This is a genomic window from Citrobacter sp. CRE-46, assembly GCF_059615875.1.
Map to the genome: position 1 here is coordinate 707,687 of NZ_CM184341.1, position 21,106 is coordinate 728,792.

General features: G+C 50.0%; 20 protein-coding genes and 1 tRNA gene. 8 read left to right on the plus strand and 13 right to left on the minus strand.

The window, feature by feature from the left end; translation table 11 throughout:
- Positions 1–452 precede the first annotated feature (452 nt).
- From AC534G_RS03440 to AC534G_RS03460, 5 genes are all read left to right on the plus strand, one after another.
- Positions 453–908, plus strand: a complete 456-nt coding sequence (locus AC534G_RS03440) for a hypothetical protein (protein WP_496594490.1) — start codon at positions 453–455, stop codon at positions 906–908.
- Positions 909–1,095: 187 nt separating this feature from the next.
- Positions 1,096–1,641: a bactofilin family protein gene (locus AC534G_RS03445; protein WP_496594491.1), complete on the plus strand. Its 546-nt coding sequence runs from the start codon at positions 1,096–1,098 to the stop codon at positions 1,639–1,641.
- 211 nt (positions 1,642–1,852) lie between these two features.
- Entirely contained in the window at positions 1,853–2,281 is a 429-nt protein-coding gene (locus AC534G_RS03450; protein ID WP_496594492.1) for a CaiF/GrlA family transcriptional regulator, read from the plus strand.
- Positions 2,282–2,346: 65 nt separating this feature from the next.
- Positions 2,347–3,051, plus strand: a complete 705-nt coding sequence (locus AC534G_RS03455; protein ID WP_496594493.1) for a CZB domain-containing protein — start codon at positions 2,347–2,349, stop codon at positions 3,049–3,051.
- Between the two features lie 249 nt (positions 3,052–3,300).
- Entirely contained in the window at positions 3,301–4,008 is a 708-nt protein-coding gene (locus AC534G_RS03460) for an EAL domain-containing protein (protein WP_496594494.1), read from the plus strand.
- On the opposite strand, the gene AC534G_RS03465 is transcribed toward AC534G_RS03460, so the two are convergent.
- The 3 genes from AC534G_RS03465 to AC534G_RS03475 form a co-directional block, all read right to left on the minus strand.
- Entirely contained in the window at positions 4,002–4,280 is a 279-nt protein-coding gene (locus tag AC534G_RS03465; RefSeq protein WP_496594495.1) for a PapB/FocB family fimbrial expression transcriptional regulator, read from the minus strand. The genes AC534G_RS03460 and AC534G_RS03465 overlap by 7 nt on opposite strands.
- Entirely contained in the window at positions 4,273–5,142 is an 870-nt protein-coding gene (locus AC534G_RS03470; protein ID WP_496594496.1) for a helix-turn-helix transcriptional regulator, read from the minus strand. The genes AC534G_RS03465 and AC534G_RS03470 overlap by 8 nt, the downstream gene beginning before the upstream one ends.
- A 252-nt stretch (positions 5,143–5,394) precedes the next feature.
- A complete protein-coding gene (locus AC534G_RS03475) occupies positions 5,395–6,363 on the minus strand; it encodes an IS110 family RNA-guided transposase (RefSeq protein WP_370612073.1) in 969 nt (322 codons plus the stop codon).
- Positions 6,364–6,551: 188 nt separating this feature from the next.
- Here AC534G_RS03475 and AC534G_RS03480 point away from each other — a divergent pair.
- A protein-coding gene (locus tag AC534G_RS03480) for an IS3 family transposase (protein ID WP_496594497.1) occupies positions 6,552–7,687 on the plus strand; the annotation gives its coding sequence in 2 pieces (ribosomal slippage) (positions 6,552–6,798 and positions 6,798–7,687; 1,137 coding nt in all).
- A 47-nt stretch (positions 7,688–7,734) separates the two neighbouring features.
- On the opposite strand, the gene AC534G_RS03485 is transcribed toward AC534G_RS03480, so the two are convergent.
- The 7 genes from AC534G_RS03485 to AC534G_RS03515 form a co-directional block, all read right to left on the minus strand.
- Complete coding sequence (locus AC534G_RS03485; protein WP_496594498.1) at positions 7,735–8,967, minus strand: McrC family protein; 1,233 nt, start codon at positions 8,965–8,967, stop codon at positions 7,735–7,737.
- 3 nt (positions 8,968–8,970) lie between these two features.
- Complete coding sequence (locus AC534G_RS03490) at positions 8,971–11,145, minus strand: McrB family protein (RefSeq protein ID WP_286453207.1); 2,175 nt, start codon at positions 11,143–11,145, stop codon at positions 8,971–8,973.
- A gap of 40 nt (positions 11,146–11,185) precedes the next feature.
- Entirely contained in the window at positions 11,186–11,392 is a 207-nt protein-coding gene (locus tag AC534G_RS03495) for a hypothetical protein (protein WP_227028234.1), read from the minus strand.
- Between the two features lie 660 nt (positions 11,393–12,052).
- The gene (locus tag AC534G_RS03500) at positions 12,053–13,369 is read right to left on the minus strand and encodes a YagK/YfjJ domain-containing protein (protein ID WP_496594499.1); all 1,317 of its coding nucleotides are present in this window, start codon (positions 13,367–13,369) and stop codon (positions 12,053–12,055) included.
- 105 nt (positions 13,370–13,474) lie between these two features.
- A complete protein-coding gene (locus AC534G_RS03505) occupies positions 13,475–13,678 on the minus strand; it encodes a helix-turn-helix transcriptional regulator (protein ID WP_496594600.1) in 204 nt (67 codons plus the stop codon).
- A 132-nt stretch (positions 13,679–13,810) separates the two neighbouring features.
- Positions 13,811–14,605: a hypothetical protein gene (locus tag AC534G_RS03510; RefSeq protein ID WP_496594500.1), complete on the minus strand. Its 795-nt coding sequence runs from the start codon at positions 14,603–14,605 to the stop codon at positions 13,811–13,813.
- A 116-nt stretch (positions 14,606–14,721) separates the two neighbouring features.
- Positions 14,722–14,797: transfer RNA gene (locus AC534G_RS03515), tRNA-Ile, on the minus strand.
- 124 nt (positions 14,798–14,921) lie between these two features.
- On the opposite strand from AC534G_RS03515, the gene mug reads away from it, so the two are divergent.
- On the plus strand, positions 14,922–15,428 hold the full coding sequence (gene mug / locus AC534G_RS03520) for a G/U mismatch-specific DNA glycosylase (RefSeq protein WP_069324359.1): 507 nt from the start codon (positions 14,922–14,924) through the stop codon (positions 15,426–15,428).
- A gap of 45 nt (positions 15,429–15,473) precedes the next feature.
- Here the strand turns inward: mug and rpoD are convergent, their stop codons facing one another.
- From rpoD to rpsU, 3 genes are all read right to left on the minus strand, one after another.
- Complete coding sequence (rpoD, locus tag AC534G_RS03525) at positions 15,474–17,318, minus strand: RNA polymerase sigma factor RpoD (RefSeq protein WP_038634001.1); 1,845 nt, start codon at positions 17,316–17,318, stop codon at positions 15,474–15,476.
- 284 nt (positions 17,319–17,602) lie between these two features.
- Positions 17,603–19,348 (minus strand): DNA primase, encoded by a 1,746-nt coding sequence (gene dnaG, locus AC534G_RS03530; RefSeq protein ID WP_038633998.1) that lies wholly within the window; start codon positions 19,346–19,348, stop codon positions 17,603–17,605.
- A gap of 234 nt (positions 19,349–19,582) precedes the next feature.
- Positions 19,583–19,798, minus strand: coding sequence for a 30S ribosomal protein S21 (gene rpsU, locus AC534G_RS03535; RefSeq protein WP_001144069.1), 216 nt, complete (start codon positions 19,796–19,798; stop codon positions 19,583–19,585).
- Between the two features lie 236 nt (positions 19,799–20,034).
- Between rpsU and tsaD the strand changes: the two genes are divergently transcribed.
- Positions 20,035–21,048: a tRNA (adenosine(37)-N6)-threonylcarbamoyltransferase complex transferase subunit TsaD gene (gene tsaD, locus AC534G_RS03540; protein WP_038633989.1), complete on the plus strand. Its 1,014-nt coding sequence runs from the start codon at positions 20,035–20,037 to the stop codon at positions 21,046–21,048.
- The last annotated feature ends 58 nt before the right edge of the window (positions 21,049–21,106 follow it).

Sequence of the window (21,106 nt, forward strand, 5' to 3'; positions counted from 1 at the left end):
CTTCCAAGTTTACTTGCGATATCATCAACTGGCGCAGTGGTTTGATTGAGCCATCCGACCGCTCTGAACCTCAGTCTGTGATACAGAAAGTGAATATTCGATAGGTTATTGGGTGACTAGGGGGGATTTCGATTCTGAAAAAAAGTATCTGGTGAGTCAACTTTAGATGCGGTATCGCCTTGAGTCATTTTTTGAGATTAAAATCAATTAAATCAAATGGATGATTTACGTAACCTGTTGCGGGAATATCTCTGAAATAGTTTTCTATTTCCGTCCTGTGTGAAAATTGTTTCGTGTTATTGGCGATTCGACCTATTTCAGATGACTGGCTCAGTGTATGCGTCAGTCGCTTACTGGCGGGCTATGAACCCAGGAGAAATCGGCATACATCTTGCCAAATCTAATCGCAGTTATTTTAAACAATTTTCAAGATACAAGGAGGACCATACAAAATGCACAGGGATTTCTTTTACCGTTACAGCCTGTTTTCCACGCTGTTTCTGTTGGTGTTCTGCCTGCAGATATCCCGGGCTCTGGCGGCGACAGATGAGGGTGTACATCTGCGTTTTCACATGATACTCAGCGACGGGCAGCAGTACGCCCTGGCGCTGACGGTTGAAAATGCCGGGAAGGTCCGGATGGCCCAGGGGCATGTCGTGGTCACGCCGGTGGACACCCATTGCCGGGTGATGCCGTCCCGGATGCTGTCCCTGCCTGCGCTGGCGGCCGGGGAGAAACAGACCGTCCGTTTCCCCCTGAGCGGCACCCTGCATCACTATCGCCTGCAGATGCAGGCGTTTGATGATGAGGGGTTTGATATTCCGTTTATAGATGATAATGCCGGCGTGCTGTCGGAGCGTCTGCCGGCCCAGCACGACTGGTGCCGGACGGTTCGCAGCCCTGCATAAGGGATGGCTGACGGCCGTGCGGACCCTCCCCAGGGCGTGGAGCCCCCTTCTTTTTTTTCTCACCGTCATGGCATGGAGCAGCAGTCTGTATCTGTGGGTTCAGGGGGCGCTCCCTGCCGCCTGCCTGGGGGCCTGTCTGACGGGAGTGTCACTAACGTTGTATGTTGTTGTTCAGGAAAAGGACCGCATGTTCAGAAGAAAAAATAACACTGAGGCTCAGGAGGATAAGGGATTGCCGGCCCCGGATGTGCCGCATGCACAGGAGGTGTTACCGGCCGGGACGGCACATTCCTCCCTGGCCACCGGGGTGCATATCCGGGGCGATATTGTCGCTACCGGACTGTTCTGCGTCTGCGGGCAGGTTACCGGGGACATTGCGGCCCCGGAGGGCTCTGTCGTGGTGAGCGACGGGGGGGCTGTGGAGGGAAACATCACCTGCCTGAGGCTGGAAGTACACGGTGAGGTCAGGGGCGTGTGTACCACCGGTCATGCTGAAATTGGTGCCACCGGGTCTGTCACGGGCGGACTGCGCTACGGGAGTCTGACGGTGCATCCGGGCGGCGGGTTGTGTGGTGACATCAGCCAGCAGGCCCCGTCCTCTTCCGGAACTCAGTATCCGGGAAAACCGTTGCTGCAGAAGGTTGTCCGTAATCCGGCCTCCGCCGTGACCGGGGAGGACACTCCTGTCCCCGGGCCGGCGAAGGAAAAAAACAGCCAGCCCGTGCCTGAGTGATCGGGGCCGGTAATCTGAAGAGATAAGAAAGCATGAAGGAAAAGATGATGAAAAGGTCAGGGGAACTGCTGTTTTATATTGCGCTCTGTGTGTTTGCTGCGCTGGTGACCGGGGGTGTAATGGTATTCATGAAAGGAAGCTGAGGGTAAATGGAATTATGGAACTGACGCTGTCCCCCTCACTAAAAACAACGTTCTGCCTTCCGCCGGACGTGCAGGACCTGGCGGGGTATCCCCTGTATCTGATTGTTGCCACCTGGGGACTGCGTAACGGGTGTGTGCTGACAACGGTTCTGGTGAGCCGGACCTTTTTTATCAGCCAGGGACGGGCCCGGGATGCCCTGCACTATATCTGCCACGAGGGGCAGACCCGAGTCACCAGTGAGCGTGTACCACTGAAGAGTGGTGCCCATCCCTACAGTAAAGGGTTGCGCGTGCTGTCGGTTAATCTGACAGATGTTGTCCTGTCGGAAAAGGAAAGCGTGTCACAGGCGGTGAGAGCCAGAACGCCCCCTCAGACGCTGCCCTCCCGTGGCGGAGGCGCTCGTGAGTCAGAGCGTCTGCTGCGTCGGTGGATGATTTCACGCCGGCCCGGAGAGGCCGTGCCCGATGTGTTACTTGTCACAGACAGTGCGGACTGACATTTCCCGCGGATGGTCTGACCGGCATGCTGTCTGTCGTTACCCAGTTTTCAGAGGAATCACTCATGATGTTGTCCCCCGGGCTTCTGACAGTGGTCCTGGCACATATTCGAGCCAGCGCCCTGAATAAGTCATCGCATGTGCAGTACACGGCACAGAAGTGTTTTCGTCTGCGTGAGCGGATGTTGATGTCCTCTGCCGGTTGCCGGGAAGAGGCGCAGTCCCTGACCCTGGTGCTGAACCGCCAGTACCGGCTTCTGAAACACCTGTCAAAAAGTGACGGGGAGGCGGGGTGCATTACAGGGCATAAACAGCTGCTGAAGCTGACCCGGGAGCAGTATGAACAGATCGGGCGCATGCAGACGCAGTTGTCCGGTGTGGCTTCGGGGCTGGCGTTGTCTGCTGATAATCTTCTTTTTACCCTGCTCAAGGCTCAGCACTATCAGTGGCGTGACCGTCTGTATATCGCCATTCTGACCGGGCAGTCGGAAACGCTAATGGAAGATGAGCGGGAGTGTCTGCTGGGGAGGTGGATACACGGGGAAGGGGGGGGGCGTTTCCGGGCGCTGCCGGGATTTCGGGAGCTGGATTACGTACATCACCGGATGCATGACGTGACTCAGGTGCTGGCCGGAAGAGACCTGAGCCATTTCAGACCGGAAGAGCTGCAAAGGGCGCTACAGGCAACGGAAGAGGCCAGTCAGCAACTGCTGAGTGCCCTTGACGGTCTGGATGAGCGGGTGGGGCTGCTGTATCCGGGGGGAAAGTGAGTTGTCGTCCGGAAAGAGGGGTTCTCCCTCCGGTCATTAATACCTTCCTGTGGGGTGTTCCCCCGGAACATTCAGCATTTAACATTCTATAACGATACCTCCCACGTCTGCTCTGCTGTAACAGACATTCTTTTCAGTCACCGTATTCGACTGCCTCTCTTTAACGGACAGCGGCAGACGTTGTAATCCGTGACAACTGTATTTCCGGAGATACTCATGTGCCAACAATGTACCCTGACAGATACACTCATGACAGCCATCCGTGTACCGGACAACCATGCCATACCGGGAGAGCGCCGGTTGGCACACATGCCTCTGTCCGGCATGAAGCTTGAGCCGCTGATGGATTTACGCAGCGGGGAGGTTTACGGGTATGAAATTCTGAGTCAACTGGCGGAAGGTGAGAACAGTGAAACCTTTTTTTCTGCACTGTCTGCCACCAGCATGGTGGAGTTGTTTCAGCTGCAGGTCTGTCTGAGTCAGGGAATGACAACCCGGCCGTGTTTTCTGAACCTGCCGGTCAGGGTGCTGATGAATGATGGATTGTGTCAGTATCTGGCCTGCCGGAGCCTCAGGAATATCCGGATTGAAATCCAGGATACGGAACAACTGGCGGACATCAGCCTGACACAGCGGAAAACACTGCGCGATAATCTTTACCGGGTGATTCAGGCCGGTGCTGAGGTCTGGGCGGACGATGTGAGTCCGGAACAGATACCGGTACTGCAGGGAATGTGGCTGCCCCTGTCCGGAGTTAAACTGAGCCGGTATGATTTTCAGCGATGCAGCCATGACATTACCTGTCTGGAATCGGTGGTCCGCACCCTGAAGCAGCTGGCTCCTCTGGTGGTGGTGGAAGGTGTGGAAACACCAGAGCAATATCTGATGGCGACACTGGCGGAGGCCACATACGGCCAGGGTTATCTGTGGCCGGCTGAAGTGCGTTTGTTTCACTGAATATCGGACAGCTCCCGGAGTTCCCCGACAAGGTCATTAATTTTGAGGTTCAGAGAATGGAGTTCTCTTATCTTTACTGAAAGATATCCCTGACATACAGAGTATTCATTACAGACATTGGTTCTTGTTTTTCCCCTGACAAAATGGTCGTGAAGGGCTTTAATCACTTTTCCACTTCTGATGGAAGAAATATCAGTCAGCTTTCTGAAATACTGCTCTGGTACTTTCCCCGGGTATAATTTAATAATTAACGCTGTACTGATTTTATTCATCTGTGATATTCAGTCTGTATTTTTCGGATGGTTCAGTTACCGGGATATATAACCTGCAGTGCAGATGGCTTTTGAATGTGTAAACTTTCATAAAACTAAAGTCACCAATGCAGTGCCATCCCATCTCAGCCAGTGATTTCAGATATATAGTTCGTGAAATAACAGAAAAACTATTCCAGTCGCCATTGAACTCATACTGGATGTATTTTCCGGAAGGAATTATGCCGTCCACCACATCCCCGTGTACTGACAGTCTCCCGGTGACTATCTCCACATTAACGACCCCTTTTCTGTCGGAGTATGTATTACCGGTGCCTGTGCTTCTGCAAAGTACAAGTAATGTCTGCGAATCTGTTCTTTTCTGAATACTCAGTTGATTACGGAGTGTCCTGATGAAATCCCGGTCATTCATTGAATCATATCGTGACTCAGTATATTTACGACTGCCGCTAATTTTTAGCGGGTGATATAAACTGACTGTTTTTACATGCAAAATTATATCCCCATAAAGTAGTGAGTGCTGTAATGCCTGCGTATTGCATGTCGCTTCCCGACGATAGCCGGTGGGGGTTACGCCGAAAAAACGTCGAAAAGCACGGGTAAAATTCTGCCCACTGTGGTAACGAAGCAAAATGGCAATTTCTGTTATATGCAGAGACGTCATCCTGAGCATTATTGCGGCTCTGGCCATCCTGCGTCGAAATAGATACTCGCCAGGAGAAAAGCCGGAATACGCCTGAAATCCCTGTTCAAGAGTCCGGCGACTATAACCGATAGCCCTCGCGAGCGCGTTAATTCCTTTCCCGGAATACAGATTCTCTTCAACCCATACCAGTGCACGATGAAACGTATCTTTATCCATAGTAACTGTCTCACGGTAATGTAATTATCCGACCAGTGAACTATGGTTCATTTTGCGCAAATTGTTGAACTTTTTTGTATCTCCCTTGATTGTCATAAGCGATGAGATGGTCTTCCTTGAAGAGGGCGTTGAACTTTCCCTTCTGAATCGCCACGGATAATCTAGACACTTCCGAGCCGTTGATGGACTGACCCCGCCCCGGTAGACGATCCTGCCCTATAGTTTGAGCATAGCAACTGTCTTCGAACCCGATTACGAAGCATGTTGGTGATACAACGGATCCCATGCTTCATTATTTTTCAGCATTGCGTTCAGGATGGTCAGTAGTTTTCTGATGCAGGCGGTCAGTGCAACCTTTTTTGGTTTTCCTGCGGCAACGAGGCGTGTATAGAATTCTTTAATTACTGGGTTGTGCCTCGTCCCGACCAGTGCGGACATATAGAGAGCTGTTCGGACGGAGGCTCGCCCTCCAAATACCGTTCGGCGACCGCGCATTGTGCCGGAATCTCTGTTTACTGGAGCAACCCCAATAAGCGCACTAATTTCACGTCGTGACAACGTTCCAAGTTCCGGAACCTCAGCCAGCAGCACGGCAACAGTCGCTGCACCAACACCTTTAACGGCGCTCAATAATGCAGATAATTCACTGAAATTTTTCGAAATATAGGCTGACATTTCAGCTTCTATACGAGCCATTTCACTTTTCAATACCGAAATAATAAATCTGATACTTTCATGATTCTGAGGATGCGATGGATGCAATCTGTTTCGCTCAGCTGTAAGCATTATCGTTAATTGTCGGCGTCTGACCACCATTGCTGCCAGCAACTGCCTGTGAGCATCAGGTAAGGGACGAATATATTTTTCCCGCTCAGGATGCTGGTTAATAACTTTTGCCATTTGTAGCAGGACTCTGGCATCTATTTGGTCGGTCTTAGCCAGATAGCCCATTGCGCGGGCAAAATCTCGCGCCTGTCGGGGATTGATAACAACCACATCAAAACCTTCAGACTGAAGATAGCCAGCCACACCAGACTCAAGTCCCCCGGTGGCTTCCATCAGGATCAGTTGAGTTTCATTTCGCTTTAACTCTTTGAGTATCTGATTAAAACCGCCATCTTCATTTGGCACAGTGAATGACCGGGCAATATTGCTGATTGCAATATCCAGAGTGCTTTTCGAAACATCAATGCCTGCACAACGTTGATTTGACACGCTCATCTATACCCCTCCTTGCAAATACGATTTGAAGTTCAGACAACTGTTCGGGCTTCAGATGAACGACTCAGCCTGTGCGTCAGTCGCTATGCTGCGGGCTTGAATAACCCCAGGAGGAATCGGACTACACGGGCTTTGCCAAATCTAAGCCAGAACATAGTAATCCACTTTCAAGATACAAGGAGGAGCGTATGGGCACACCACGATTTACACCTGAATTTAAGGAAGAAGCCGTCCGTCAGATAACGGAACGCGGTTATTCCGTCGCCGAAGTATCTGACCGTCTGGGCGTCTCTGCACACAGCCTCTACAAGTGGCTACGGGCTATCAAACCTGATAACAGCGAGCAGCATGCCCGGGATTTACTGGAAGCTAAAAGCGAGATCCTGAAACTCCGGGCGCAGCTAAAACGCACCGAAGAAGAACGGGATATCCTGAAAAAGGCCGCGCGGTACTTTGCAAGGGAGCCCGACTGAAGTACCGCTTTATCAATGAGCACCGAACTGTATGGGGTGTGATGACGATGTGTCGGGTACTGAATGTCGCCCGGGCCGGGTTCTATGCGTGGCTGCATAACCCTGTCTCGGCGCGTGATAAAGATAACCAGCGCCTGCTGATGCTTATCCGCGACTCATATTCCCTGAGCGGAGGCGTATACGGTTACCGGCGGGTTCATGGCGATCTGAACGAAATCGGGGAAACCTGCGGTAAAAACCGGGTGGGTCGGATCATGCAACTGAACCGGATTAAAGCTGTGCGCGGCTATAAAGCGCCACGTCGTATCGCTGGAAGGCCTTCAGTCGTTGCTCCTAATCGCGTGCAGCGGCAGTTCACCGTTGTCCGGGCCAACCAGGTCTGGGTCACCGATATTACTTATATCCGCACCTGGCAGGGCTGGCTGTATCTGGCGGTGGTTATCGATCTCTTCGCCCGTAATGTGGTCGGCTGGTCGATGAAACCCACTCTCTCACGCGAACTGGCGCTCGACGCGCTGATGATGGCGGTCTGGCGCCGAAAACCGGACGGCGAGGTCATCGTACATAGCGATCAAGGTAGTCAGTACGGCAGTGACGACTGGCAGCGCTTCTGCCGGGCCAATAACCTGGCACCGAGCATGAGCCGGCGTGGCAACTGCTGGGATAATGCGGTGGCCGAATCGTTCTTCAGTTCGCTGAAAAAAGAACGGATCAAAAAACGCATATATAAAACCAGGGATCTGGCCCGGGCGGATATCTTCGATTACATTGAAGTTTTCTACAACCGGACCCGGCGTCACAGCCACCTCGGCGGCGTCAGTCCGGAGGCCTTTGAACAGGCCTCGTCGTGAGGACAGGAAATGTCTACTGTTGTGGGGTCAGTCCAAGGGGCAGTTTTTTAGGACCAATTTAATGTCTGGTTTTTTTCGATCGCCACAGTTTTAACGGCTAATTTCGGTGCATGTATTCCTTGTAGTGTGTAACCGTAGTGGGGGTGTAATCCCGCTTGATTTGGATAAATCAGCTGTAAATGAGGAACTTCATAGCAACCTGCGTAGGCGTAAAGTTGGTAAATATCGCTGCTAGAAACTCCCAGTTTGCGGTCTGCTGCATTAAGTAATTTCCACTTTGTGTCTGCAATTAATTGTGGAACTCCATTTTCATCGACAAGGGCTATGTCTGGCCGCAATTGAAACTGCGGGGAGTCGTCTGCACGCATCGCCAGATATTTTCGCGGTCCCTGTGTACGAAGAAGCCAGCCTTGCTGGTGGGCCCATGGTTTTAACTTTTCTGCTACCCATGCTTCGAATAGGCGATTCATATCAAACAACAATGAAAATAGCGGTGTACCACCAGCCAGTACATCCGGTTTAATCGCTGCAATAAATAATCGGCACTGTTCAAGGACAGGCTGGAACCGTTGGTTAATACGATCGCTTTTGAGTAATTTGAATGACTGCAAAGTGATGGGCACATCGCTAATTCCGTCAAAATACATCAATAGTTCGGATAACCGCTTTTTGGTTTTTCCTGAGTGTGTCCAGGGCATTAACAGACGCAGGGTAAAGCGGAGTATTTGATTCAGAACCATATCTTCGCTGAAATCGTCGAAGCGACAATACAGCCGCTCTCTGTGAACCAGATTGTGTCGGACATGCTGCGGGATAACCAAACGACCACGCATTACCGACAAATTTTCTTCCTGTTCTATGTAATTTCGCAACTTGCCTTGAAGGATCTGTGTATGCAAATCATGGCAAAAGTGCTGGATAAAAATATCCAGCAGACTATGTTGGTGGGTATTGATGCCTGCCTGCGCACCTTTATATGTACGCATGATTCGGGCGGTATACAGCATTTGCACCAATGCCTCACGGCAGGATTCAGGATGTTCTTCTTTACCGTTTATTTTTGGCAAGATTTCCAGTGTTAAGTCGTCCAGTTGGATGACACCGCAGAATTGTGCAAACCGCACCGACTGATGTCCCCAGCTAAAAGCGCCGTTAGGAAGATTTGGAGCCAGCTTTTCCAGTAGCCGGGCATGATGAATGCCCAGCACATGCTGGGCGGCTGCTCGTTCAGTGATCACTGGTAGCGAACTATGCTCAATCACCGACAGAATTTCTGCCACTGCTTAATCCTCGTAAATTTTACGAATTGAGTCGGGAGTAATTTCTTGTGCAACTGAAACCCGATATTCAACAACCTCTTCAAAGTCATCGTGGGTAAAGCCAAAAACATCTTTGCTGGTCAACTTAGCATGTCTAATCAGCGGAGCTTCAATCAACTTGCCGGTAGCGTCAATATCGCGGAAAACAAGCTGTATTTTGTACCAGTCTTCATAGAAGTATTCCTGCAGGAGCGGAATTAACTGGTTCAGGAAAACCGTCTTTAGCTGTGTGAGGTTAGTCACCGGGCAAAGATAAGCATGACCAAGCATGAGATCGCGGCTCAGAAGAAAGCGGATACGGTGGTTCATCGCATCCAGCAGTTTGCGCAGGTTAATCTGGTTGCCATCTTCATCAAGAATATTTCCCGCATCATCTGAACCAGCTATTTTGCTGCTGTCCGGCATCAATTCTTTAAAGCGGAAGCGACGGCGTAAAGCGGTATCCAATAGTGCGATTGAGCGATCAGCGGTGTTCATCGTGCCGTAAATATCCAGATTTTTAGGCACTCCAAATGGCTCGCGAGAATAGGGCAGGGTAATGCGCATGCCCTTGTCGCCGCTGGTGCGTTTGTCGGTTTCAATCAGAGTTATTAACTCTCCGAAAATTTTTGCTACGTTGCCACGATTAATTTCATCGATAAAGATGGCGTAGCGATGCTCCGGATCAGCTTCGGCACGCTGGCAGATACGGCGAAATACGCCATCCTGTGGCGAATAGCTTAATTCACCGTTCTCTTCATTCAACTCCGGGCGAATACCTTCTACGAAGTCTTCATAGCTGTAAGCTTGATGGAAAGTGATGAACTCGTAGCGGTTGATAGTCTTATTATTTTTAGATGGCTTTTTAAGTGAAGAAACCAAACTAACTAAATCAGAACATTCTTCTCGAGCTTCGGAAAGCAAAAACCATGTGCTATCGCTATTTTTATCAAAAAGGTAAGGCGCTGTACGGCGCTCAAGTTTCACTGTATTCGAGTCAATAGCTGCATGATTTTGCAAGGTTGACCAAATGGTTTGATGCAAATTTTTTGTTCTTTCTAAGGCTGTAGCTTTGGTTCTCACAAATTCATGTTCGCGAATAGCTGGTACTTTTGCATTACCACCTAAATCGGTTAGTGCCATAAAAATTACATCACACCATGATTTATCTGCTAGCTGTTCGGTCAGCCATTGTTCGCGCGTTAGTGTCTGCGCTTCGCTGACATATTTTGCTTTCAATTGATTTAATTCGTAGGTCTTGCCTGTTCCCGGCGGGCCGAACAAAATTAAGTTCAATGGCTCTAATATTTTTGGCTGCGCGAGCAATTCATCAGTGGGCTCGATTACCGCAGACTTTTCGACTGGTTCTGTGGTTTTTTGCCAGACCTTGGATAATGGTGGGATGTAGAAATCGAGCTGCTGAGTATGTTGTTTTTCTTCCTGCTCATGACGAATCTCTAGTAGCGCTCTGTCCATTGCTACCGCTGAAAGTTCTTCTTTCTGATGTGGCTTGAAGGCACGGATGATAGTACGGCGATCACTGCTGCTAAAAACGCGTTCAAATTCATCGGGGAACAGCAAAAACATCAGCATATGGCGGAACTGGCGGCTGGCATTTTCAGGAATAACGCTAAGCCACTCTCCAAACGAGAAACCGTTACTCAGTTGCGCTTCGCGCCCGGCAGAGGGCAGAGCTAATAGCGCCTTAAGCACATTCGCGAGATACGCAAATTCGCGCGCGCGAAAAGTATTAAACCCTGTTCCAGCGCTGCCGACACCAGCAAGTACTGTGCTTTGCAGCATAGCGTGATGCGTATCTAGCTGCTCGCCGGATAAATCCCAAATAGTGTTTATTTGCTCACGCTTGGTTTTGACGCTGATATTGCTGGCGCAGAGATACAGTAGCCAAAGCATTTCCGCAGTGAGTTGTTTTGCTTCAGGTGAGACACTGGCTAACTGTTCTTTAAGCCGAAGCATGAAATTGCCTTCCTGCTCTAACTGGCTATTAACCACATTACTCTCAATCTCTGCCAGATACTGGCTGTTCCAGAGGTTTTTGTCGCTGAAAAGCGATATGCCATTGACCAGGCAGCGCTGACGCCATTCACTGGCTGCATTTAAAATTTGTTCTGCTTGTTCTTCACCGGTATAGCGGCTCATCCTTGTGATCCTTTTTTATGAATTAAGCAACTGATGGACATTAGTTAATGTGGTATGAGCCATCTTCCATTTTAGTACCATAAGTTTCCACATTTCTTTCAATCATCGTGCGGATACTGGTATCCAAAATATCGCCGCTGGCTTCCGTTTTTTCTTTTCTTAACGCAGTCTGCAACTGTGAAATGTTACCTGTACTGCACCCCATCGGGCAAAGTGGCGCTCTTGCTACATTTCTTTTGCGAGACATGAGCCCCGCAGTAAACAGTCAAAAGGGTGCTCCTGATAGCCAGCATGTATCGCTATTTACAGATGGATTTGAACGAGATGTTGCTGCTAGATGTGGTGCAGGTTGTCATTGCACTGCTCTTCAGCAGTGGGGATACTGTTACTTTACAGTGATCACCACTGGTTCTTGATGTGAACCTATATGTGACCATCAGAAACGAACTGAAACGTTCAATCAGCTAACCCCCAGCAGTTATTTTTGTGCTGATCAATTTGTAACACATTGATATTAAAAGAAAAATGAAAGTGATCATATGAGTGTAAGGAGGTATGGGTCTTATCTCATTGAAAGTATTAGCAATTAAAAGAAAATCTTCATTATTTCGCGTATGGGATAAATCAGAAGGAAAATATTTTTTTGAAGTAAAAGGTGTTTAAAGGGGATTAGTCCCAGCGGATATGTGGCAGTAAGCAGATATAAATTGGCTTACAGGAGGTAATCAACGTTGTCTGTGCGTTAATGCCCGTCAAGAATTGAGAGGCATTTCCGTTATAATGCCGCACAATAATTCCCTGGTAGTGTTGATAAGGTTCTGCTTACTGATGGCGGCTAAGTGTTTATATTTAAGTTACGTCGCGCTCAGTAAGCATACCAGGTGACATTGTTATGGTGTTTTCATCTCTATAACCATGGTTTCAACAAGAACGGGTCTATCAGGCCTATAAATGGAAAATCGACTATATAACGTCTGGCAGTGCTGGCGACCAGATTGTGTTCACGGCAATAGTCGGCAACAGTCCAGCCTTTTGGCCAGTACTTTTGATAATATCGGTCAAAGTGCTGGCTCCAGTGAGAGCTCATTGGCTTACACCGTAACTGCTTTTTAGCTGTTTTATGATTCAGCCGGTGATTGTTAATGTAGTCATCCAGTGTGGATTTGCTTTTCTGGAAGCAATAGCGATGCCATGCCCAGTGAATAATTTTAAGGCTTTGCCCCCCAACACGGCGACAGTTGGCATATACCCGTACTGGATTCAACTTGTACTTGCGTGCGTAATCAGAAAGGCTGATCCCAGTAATCAGAGCTTCTAACACATAGTTATGACGATGACCGGGCCAACGTGGTGAATTACACCACCATTTATTTTCGTCATAAAGTTCATAGGATGAACGTTTACGCAGAACGGCGGGTAATCGGGCTTTGCCCAGAAAATATTTGTCCAACATTCCTGAGTAGGTGGATTTTAACGCCATATCCTGATCGTTGGCTTTCGTCTCCACTTTTTGGTTGATTGGTTTGTAGGGTGTTATTGCAGATTTTTGGCGTGAAGGTGCGACAGGTTTCGGTTTGCGCATGCCTGAGCCAAAAAGTTTGATACCTTTATCAATTGACTCTTTAGTATGGCGCTTACCCAGATAGCTAACTCTTAGCATCAGCTCGGTATAGGTCTTGAGATCATTTTCGCTCACAAAGTAATAACCGTTTTCCGGGAACCATACCGAACCACCAGCAACCTGTTCCCAACAATGTCGGACAATCGTATTCAGCTTATTTGGATAACGGATATAGTTGCCATCCAGCATCAGCAAATAGTGATAATGCTGTGCTTCCCCTGAGCCCTGCTCTCTTACCCAGAGATAGCTGATAAACGATTTTGGGTAGTTCTTGCTTAACTGGCGGAAAAGTAAATTATGGAAATCAACCATTATACGATTATCCGCACTGTAGGTCGGGAGTCGAAAGTCATATCTGACCGCAAGAAAGCGAGACATCGCTGATACCTTGTCAACTGCCCCGAAGATTCTTTTCATGATCTTCGTGTCCTGGTCGCGTTTCTCTGGCAGTACAGACCACATCACTTCTTTGAAAACAAACGTTCCCTTTGGCTGATATTCAACAAGGTTGCCAGGCTTATCGGGCGTAATAGTATTAAATACCGGGGGGGATTCCTGACCAGGTGAGGGCTTTGTTACTTGATTAATCAGAGAGTTACTCATGTTTTAGCATGTCGTAGAAGAGGTGAAAATAATCGTTTTTGTTCCAGTTTGTTTCATTGTCAGATGAAGAAAGGGCTGAATATTTCAGCCCTTTAACAAACAGAATTACTTGTTATTTTGCTCAAGCCAGCATTGATACGTATTGGCTGGCCATCCTACGGTTCGACCCTCATGCATTATCGGCTGTGGGAACATGCCAGCTTTAACCCAGCGGTAGAGGGTGGTGCGACTGCAATCGAGAAGCTGAAGCATTGTATCAATGCGAATCAAACGTTGGGGCTGATGAAGGGCTATAACCTTATCAGACATAGCTGGTTTATTTTTCAATTGAATAACTCCTGGTGGTGAAAGCTGAAACTGAACGGAGTTAATCAAACTGAACGGTATATTTCCCGTGTACCTTCCTGAAGATTACTGGGTACCTTTTGTAACTATTTCTTTTTATGTACTTTTTCTTTTTGCTTTTTTGGCTTCCCGAAGAAATTCAATATTCTGATTTGGTTGTTCTAAAAGATGTAATGCGAAGCCTAGCTCTTTAGATGCATTCTCACGAGACATCGGAAGTTGTTTACTGTGAGGCCAGAACGCAGAGGCATGTTTTTCTATCTGGTTCAGAAGTTCAGTAACTGTTGGGATGACCTTTTTATTAGCATCTCTTTGATTTTGAGAGATAACCGCAAGGGCTGCGATCAGCAACTCTTCTCGTTTGATAGCATAACTTTCCCCTCTTAGTGGAGGGGGAGTCGAGTGCTTTTGCACTGCTAGCAACTCGAAATATTTTTCTTTGTAGTCCGGCTCATCTTCGATGCTTTCCAGAAGCTCGACATCGAGGAGTGGGGCAATAGCGTCACGCAAGAAGCCATGTGTACGAAGTGACTCATCGTTGCTGATATCTTCATTGTAGATACGCAGAAGTTGAGAAAGGGTCTTCGGGCGCTTCGCCAATTCTTCTGGGGACATTTTCCCTTTCATTGGGGCGGATAGTAGGTCCCAGGCAAAATGGTCATCGGCAACAGCGTTTAGTTTGTTTCCATCCAGGCGGTATAGTTCCGGATGATGCTCAACTGATAGGGTAGTTAACAGCACAGAGGCGAGGTCTTCGTACATGGCTTCTGGGTCTTGAGCTTTGGCTGAACGAAGAAGATCATAAAGGCTAATCCAGTCCTTTACCGTTAACTCAGGGGGACGGGCCATGCGGCGCTTTTTTTTCTCTTCAACTTTATCCTTAAAGCTCATGCTAAATCTCCCTGGCTACAACACCTACAGTTGAGTTACGTCACCCATTACGTCACCCAGATTGAAACAAAACAAAAAGGACTTAGCCAGTTTCCTGTCTAAGTCCTTGTTTTATTTGGTGGCCCCTGCTGGACTTGAACCAGCGACCAAGCGATTATGAGTCGCCTGCTCTAACCACTGAGCTAAGGGGCCGTGGCGGTGGATTATAAAGTAACTCCGCGTCGCAATCCAGACATAAGCGTACGGATGCTGATTTTATAAACAATGTATTATCAGTCCGTTATACTGTTACTCTGATGTATTGTTCGGAGTAATTATGGTTAAGGACATACTGGCACCAGGGCTGCGGGTGGTGTTTTGCGGCATCAATCCGGGGCTATCTTCCGCAGGTACAGGATTCCCCTTTGCGCATCCCGCCAATCGCTTCTGGAAGGTCATCCATCAGGCGGGATTTACCGATCGCCAACTGAAGCCAGAAGAGGCGCAACACCTGCTGGATTTCCGCTGTGGCGTGACTAAATTTGTCGACAGGCCAACGGTGCAGGCTAATGAAGTGAAGCTACAGGAGATGCGTAGCGGTGGCCGTAAGCTTATTGAAAAGATTGATGACTATCAGCCCGCCGCGCTGGCGATTCTTGGCAAGCAGGCGTTCGAGCAAGGCTTTAGTCAGCGCGGAGCGCAGTGGGGAAAGCAGACGCTGACCATTGGCGCGACGCAGATTTGGGTATTGCCAAATCCCAGCGGATTGAGCCGGATAACACTGGATAAGCTGGTGGAGGCGTATCGTGAGCTGGATGACGCGCTGGTCATGCGCGGGATGTAAATAAAAACGCCACCTTGCGGTGGCGTTTGAACTTATACGGCGAGATTAATCGTCGAGGAAGCTACGCAGCACTTCAGAACGGCTCGGGTGGCGCAGTTTACGCAGCGCCTTCGCTTCGATCTGACGGATACGTTCGCGGGTAACGTCGAACTGTTTACCCACTTCTTCCAGCGTGTGGTCGGTGTTCATATCGATACCGAAACGCATACGCAGAACTTTCGCTTCACGAGCGGTCAGGCCAGCCAGAACGTCGTGCGTTGCGGCACGCAGGCTCTCGGTAGTGGCAGAGTCCAGCGGCAGCTCGAGGGTGGTATCCTCGATGAAATCACCCAGATGCGAATCTTCATCGTCGCCGATCGGCGTTTCCATGGAGATAGGCTCTTTGGCGATCTTCAGCACTTTACGGATCTTGTCTTCCGGCATCAGCATGCGTTCAGCCAGCTCTTCCGGCGTCGGCTCACGGCCCATCTCTTGCAGCATCTGACGGGAAATACGGTTGAGCTTGTTAATGGTCTCAATCATATGCACCGGAATACGGATGGTACGCGCCTGATCCGCGATAGAGCGGGTAATTGCCTGACGGATCCACCAGGTTGCGTAGGTGGAGAACTTGTAACCACGACGGTATTCAAACTTATCAACCGCTTTCATCAGACCGATGTTGCCTTCCTGAATCAGATCCAGGAACTGCAGACCACGGTTGGTGTATTTCTTGGCGATAGAGATAACCAGACGTAAGTTCGCTTCAACCATCTCTTTTTTCGCACGACGGGCTTTCGCCTCACCGATGGACATGCGACGGTTGATATCTTTGACCTGCTCGATGGTCAGGCCGGTTTCTTCTTCAATCTGCTGCAGTTTCTGCAGGCCGCGGTGAACGTCATCTGCCACGTCGTGCAGTTTTTCAGACCACGGTTTGTTCATCGCGATTGCCGCGTTGAACCAGGTTTCGCTGGTTTCATTGCCAGTGAACAGAGTGATGAAGTTTTTCTTCGGCATTTTGCACTGCTCAACGCAGAGCTTCATGATCAGACGTTCCTGAGTACGCACGCGGTCCATCATGACGCGCATGCTGTTTACCAGGTAGTCGAACTGCTTCGGCACCAGGCGGAACTGTTTGAACACTTCAGACAGCTTCTGAATTTCTTCCTGCGCGGCAGCATGGCTGCGGCCTTTGGCCTTGATCGTGTCGCGGGTGATTTCGTACTGGGTACGCAGCTCAGCGAATTTTTCACGCGCTAATTCAGGGTCGATGCTGTTGTCGTCATCGCTGCTGTCGTCGTCATCTTCTTCATCTTCGTCTTCATCTTCATCCATCTCTTCTTGAGAGAGTTCAGAACCGACGTGGGTCGCCGTTGGCGCCATGTCTTCTTCCGCGTTAGGATCGACAAAGCCGGTGATGAGATCGGACAGACGCGCTTCTTCAGCTTCTACGCGATCGTATTGCTCAAGCAGATAGGTGATGGCTTCCGGGTATTCAGCAACGGAGCATTGAACCTGGTTAATCCCGTCTTCGATGCGCTTAGCGATGTCGATTTCGCCTTCACGGGTTAACAGTTCAACGGTACCCATTTCACGCATGTACATGCGGACCGGGTCAGTTGTACGGCCGATTTCGGACTCAACGCTGGACAGAACCTGGGCAGCCGCTTCTTCCGCGTCTTCATCGGTGCTGTTGGAGGTTTCAGCAAGCAGCAGATCATCGGCATCAGGTGCTTCTTCCATCACCTGAATACCCATGTCATTGATCATTTGGATGATGTCTTCGATTTGATCTGAATCGACGATATCTTCCGGCAGATGGTCATTGACCTCGGCATAGGTCAGATAGCCTTGCTCCTTACCACGTTGGACAAGAAGCTTCAGCTGTGACTGCGGGTTTTGCTCCATAAGACGGTATCCACACTTAATTCGTTTGATTGGTGTTGGGCGGTAAAACCGCCAACGGCAAAACGAGGGCATACTTATATTTTGCCGCTGCCTCTCCGTGCGGCTGTCGGGGGCTTCCCGATCGATATTCGGCAGTTAAGCCGTTAAATACTTCATCTTTCACGTTGTCTCTGCGTTAGCTGCGTTCTCTCTTCCTGGTCATGTACTTATGTACACTCCCAGGCGTTCGTTCACTTGCTGCCTTGATACAACGCGAATGATTTTGTCTTTGTTTTGTCTTTCTCTTATTTCTTGGCCAGTTCCTGGTTCAGCGTCCAGAGTTCCCGGCGTTCTTCGCTGCTTAAACCGTGTGTGCGCTCACGAGCTATCAACTCTTCCTGGCGCAGTTCAAGCATCGAATCAAACATATGGTTGAGTGAGTCGGTGAAGGTTTTTTCTGCGATATCTTTATCTGCTATATCGTCCCACATCGACAGTTTTTCAAGGGTTGCAGCATCATTTGTGCCACGATAGTGCTCTAAAAGTTGGCCGGTGGTCAGGCCTGGCTGAGCCAGACAAGTGTTGACCAGTTCTCTGAATAAGCCAAGTCCAGGCAGCTTATTGCTGTCCAGCGCGCCTAACGGCGGAACCAGCGGAGCAAGGTCCGGGTTTTGCACCAGCAACCCTATAAGTATACGCATGGTCGTACGTTTTAGCTGTGGAACAGGGCGGGAAGCGCCATTTTCTGCCAGTTTTGGCATTAAACGTTCAAGCTGGCTGTCATCCAGAATGCCGAGCTTGTTTCCCAACTCCTGTCGCAGATAAATGCGCAACGTTTCGCCCGGCACCTGAGTGATCAGTGGCAGCGCCAGCGTGCTGAGCTGCGCGCGTCCGTCCGGGGTACTCAAATCTACCTGTGGCAACAGGCTATTAAATAAAAACGCAGAGAGCGGCAACGCCTGCTCCATCCGGGCTTCGAAAGCCTCTTTCCCTTCTTTACGCACTAACGTATCGGGATCTTCGCCATCAGGTAAAAACATAAAGCGTAGCTGGCGGCCGTCTGTCATATAAGGCAGTGCGGTTTCCAGCGCGCGCCATGCTGCGTCGCGTCCGGCGCGGTCGCCGTCGTAGCAGCAAATCACGTTGTTCGTCGCGCGAAACAACAGCTGGATGTGATCGGCGGTGGTTGACGTCCCAAGGGATGCCACGGCGTAGTTAATGCCGTATTGCGCCAGCGCCACCACATCCATATAACCTTCCACCACTAACAGGCGCTGCGGATCGGCGTTATCCTGCTGGGCTTCATAAAGGCCATACAACTGGCGACCTTTATGGAAAATATCGGTTTCCGGGGAGTTCAGATACTTCGGCAGGGCATCGCCCAGCACGCGTCCACCAAAACCAATGACCCGACCACGTTTGTCGCGGATGGGGAACATCACCCGTTCGCGAAAACGATCGTAACTGCGTCCCTGATCGTTGGTGACCAACATCCCCGCATCGACCAACGATTTGCGATTCTCAGCATTGCCGCCAAACCGTTTCAGGACGTTATCCCAGCCGGGGGGGGCAAAACCAATAGCAAAACGGGTGATAACGTCGCTACTTAATCCTCGCTTTTCCAGGTACTGGCGCGCAGGGGTAGCGGCGGGCTGCATCAAAGACTGTTGATAAAAAGTGTTCAGGCCGTCCATCAATTGATAAAGGCTTTGCCGTTGATGGCGCTCTATCTGACTGGGGCCACTGCCTGCTTCATAGGGCACTTCAAGGTTGTGCATTGCGGCCAGTTCTTCGACGGTTTCCACAAACTCGAGCTTGTCGTAGTTCATGAGAAAGTCGACGGCGTTGCCATGCGCGCCACACCCAAAGCAGTGATAAAACTGTTTTTCACCGTTTACGGTGAAAGAGGGGGTTTTTTCGTTATGGAACGGACAGCACGCGTGATAATTTTTGCCCTGCTTTTTCAGCTTTACCCGCGCGTCGATGAGATCGACGATGTCGGTTCTTGCCAGCAGGTCATTAATAAATACACGTGGGATTCGTCCAGCCATATGCCCCGTTATTACACTTCATCCTTCAAACTGTCTCTGCGTTGGCTGCACTCGCTCCCCCCTGTCACTTACTTAAGTAAGCTCCGGGGATTCACTCACTTGCCGCCTTGATACAGTGTGAATGATTTTGTGTAATTGCTGATGTATAAACGAAAATAAGCCGCGCATTCCTTCCGGAAGCACGGCCTTACAACTACAACTCAGTCTGAATTGAGAGCTTTAGCTCTCAATGGATTAGTACAGACGAGTACGGCGTGCGTTTTCGCGAGCCAGTTTCTTCGCGTGACGTTTCACAGCAGAAGCTTTAGCGCGCTTACGTTCGGTAGTCGGTTTTTCATAGAACTCACGACGACGAACTTCCGCCAGAACACCTGCTTTTTCGCATGAACGCTTGAAGCGACGCAGTGCTACGTCGAACGGCTCGTTTTCACGTACTTTAATTACCGGCATGTAACTCTCACCTTTAATAAATTCGGTTTGCCGCTGGCATCAACGCCAGCTTATTTCAAAATGGTGCGGAATTTTACTGCAATTGCTGCTGCTTTGTAAAGCACCCACGCGATTTTGAAAGGGACTTTTATAAGGACAAGGAGTATACACGAGGCATGCGCCTGGGGCGAACAAAGTTTTACATCAACCCGCATTGGTCCTACACTGCGCGGTAATAGAGCGAGGTAAAACAAGTCATGCGTGTACTGGGTATTGAAACATCCTGCGATGAAACCGGCATCGCCATTTACGACGATGAAAAAGGTCTTTTAGCCAACCAATTGTATAGTCAGGTGAAATTACACGCTGACTACGGCGGCGTAGTGCCAGAACTGGCCTCGCGCGATCACGTACGTAAAACCGTACCGCTGATTCAGGCCGCGCTGAAAGAAGCGGGACTCACGGCAAAAGAGATCGATGCGGTGGCGTACACCGCAGGTCCTGGTCTGGTTGGCGCGCTGCTGGTCGGCGCAACCGTAGGACGTTCGCTGGCGTTCGCCTGGGGCGTGCCGGCAATTCCTGTGCACCACATGGAAGGGCATTTGCTGGCGCCGATGCTGGAAGAGAATCCTCCTGCTTTTCCGTTCGTCGCGCTGCTGGTTTCCGGTGGGCACACGCAACTGATTAGCGTCACTGGTATCGGTCAGTATGAATTACTGGGTGAATCGATTGATGACGCGGCAGGTGAAGCGTTCGACAAAACCGCCAAGCTGCTGGGGCTGGATTATCCTGGCGGCCCAATGCTGTCTAAGCTGGCGTCACAGGGTGTGGAAAAACGCTTTGTCTTCCCGCGTCCGATGACCGACCGTCCGGGGCTGGATTTCAGCTTCTCCGGCCTGAAAACCTTCGCCGCGAATACGATTCGTAATAACGAAAATGACGATCAAACGCGTGCAGATATCGCCCGTGCCTTTGAAGATGCGGTGGTTGATACGCTGATGATCAAGTGCAAACGCGCGCTGGATCAAACCGGTTTTAAACGTCTGGTGATGGCGGGGGGCGTGAGCGCTAACCGCACGCTGCGCGCAAAACTGGCCGAAATGATGCAAAAACGCCGCGGCGAAGTGTTCTATGCGCGCCCGGAATTTTGTACCGACAACGGGGCGATGATCGCCTACGCGGGGATGGTGCGTTTTAAAGCGGGCGCAACGGCGGATCTTGGCGTGACCGTGCGTCCACGCTGGCCGCTGGCGGAATTACCGGCGGCGTGAGTTTTTTGCCCGGTGGTGGCTTTGCTTACCGGGCCAACAAAACCGTAGGCCGGGTCAG